1 protein-coding gene and 1 pseudogene are annotated in these 931 nt (G+C 38.0%); both read right to left on the reverse strand.

The annotated features are described in order from the left end of the window. Nucleotides 1-246: pseudogene (locus VXS03_RS20040) on the reverse strand (arginine decarboxylase); the annotation flags it as partial. A 217-nt stretch (nt 247-463) separates the two neighbouring features. Then, nucleotides 464-931: amino acid permease (locus VXS03_RS20045; protein WP_327765534.1), on the reverse strand; the 468-nt coding region annotated here is incomplete at its 5' end.

Consider the following 931-nt stretch of genomic DNA (forward strand, 5'->3'; position numbering starts at 1 on the left):
TTCTTCATGAGAGTTAACGATTTGCTCTTCAGTTTTTTCTAGTGCTAATACTAAGCTATCAATTTGAGTAGACAGAATAACCGCACGTGCATCTTCGTAAGAAGTCGCAGTGATGATTTCGATAGTGCGGTTTTGTAGTTCAGCAACAAGCGACTTAGTTGCGCGGTCTGCAAAGCTGTTAGGAGTAATGTTTTGGTGCTCGATAACGAGAGCACGCATTTTATTTGTACTACTATTGTTGTTCATAATAATGCCTGAATAAAATAATTAGTGGCAGATGTGTTTTACCACAACATAAAAAATATGAAGTAATAAAAGGTCTGACCGAATATTTTAGAAAGGGAATAAATAAAGCTTTTTATTAATATTAATATTAATTGTGAGCCTATTTTTATTTATTCCCATTTCCGTTCTAGCGAGTTATTAATAAATTTCTTTAGTATCGAATTTATTAAATCTTTAATTAGTTTGCATTCACTTCTGGTTTAGTATCACGAGCGGCGATGAAGCCGTAGAAGATATAACCAAGTAGTGTCAAGATGGTACCGCCAAATACAGCTGTCGCACCACAAGCGTACACACCATAGATGCTGTACAGAACCGCTAATGTACCCACGGTAGCGCCAAGACGGTATTGCTTTTTAGATACCATGTTCTTACGAAGTAGCACTTCAAGGCCAGTCATCGATAAGATGTAAGGTACCATGTTAATAAATACTGCTAGGTTCAATAGCGCGTTAAACTGACTGATCAAGTTAGGAGAGATAGTCATTACTGCTAGTAGAATCTCAGCTGCTAGCATGATTAACATACCTGCAATTGGCACACCTGCTTTGTTGGTTTTAGCAAAGATTTTAGGGAACAAACCTTCATCTGCCGCTGCTTTAGATACTTGGGCGTTAGTGAACTGCCAGCCAAGTAGTGAGCCGAT

Source organism: Photobacterium sp. S4TG1 (assembly GCF_036040035.1).
GTDB lineage: Bacteria > Pseudomonadota > Gammaproteobacteria > Enterobacterales > Vibrionaceae > Photobacterium.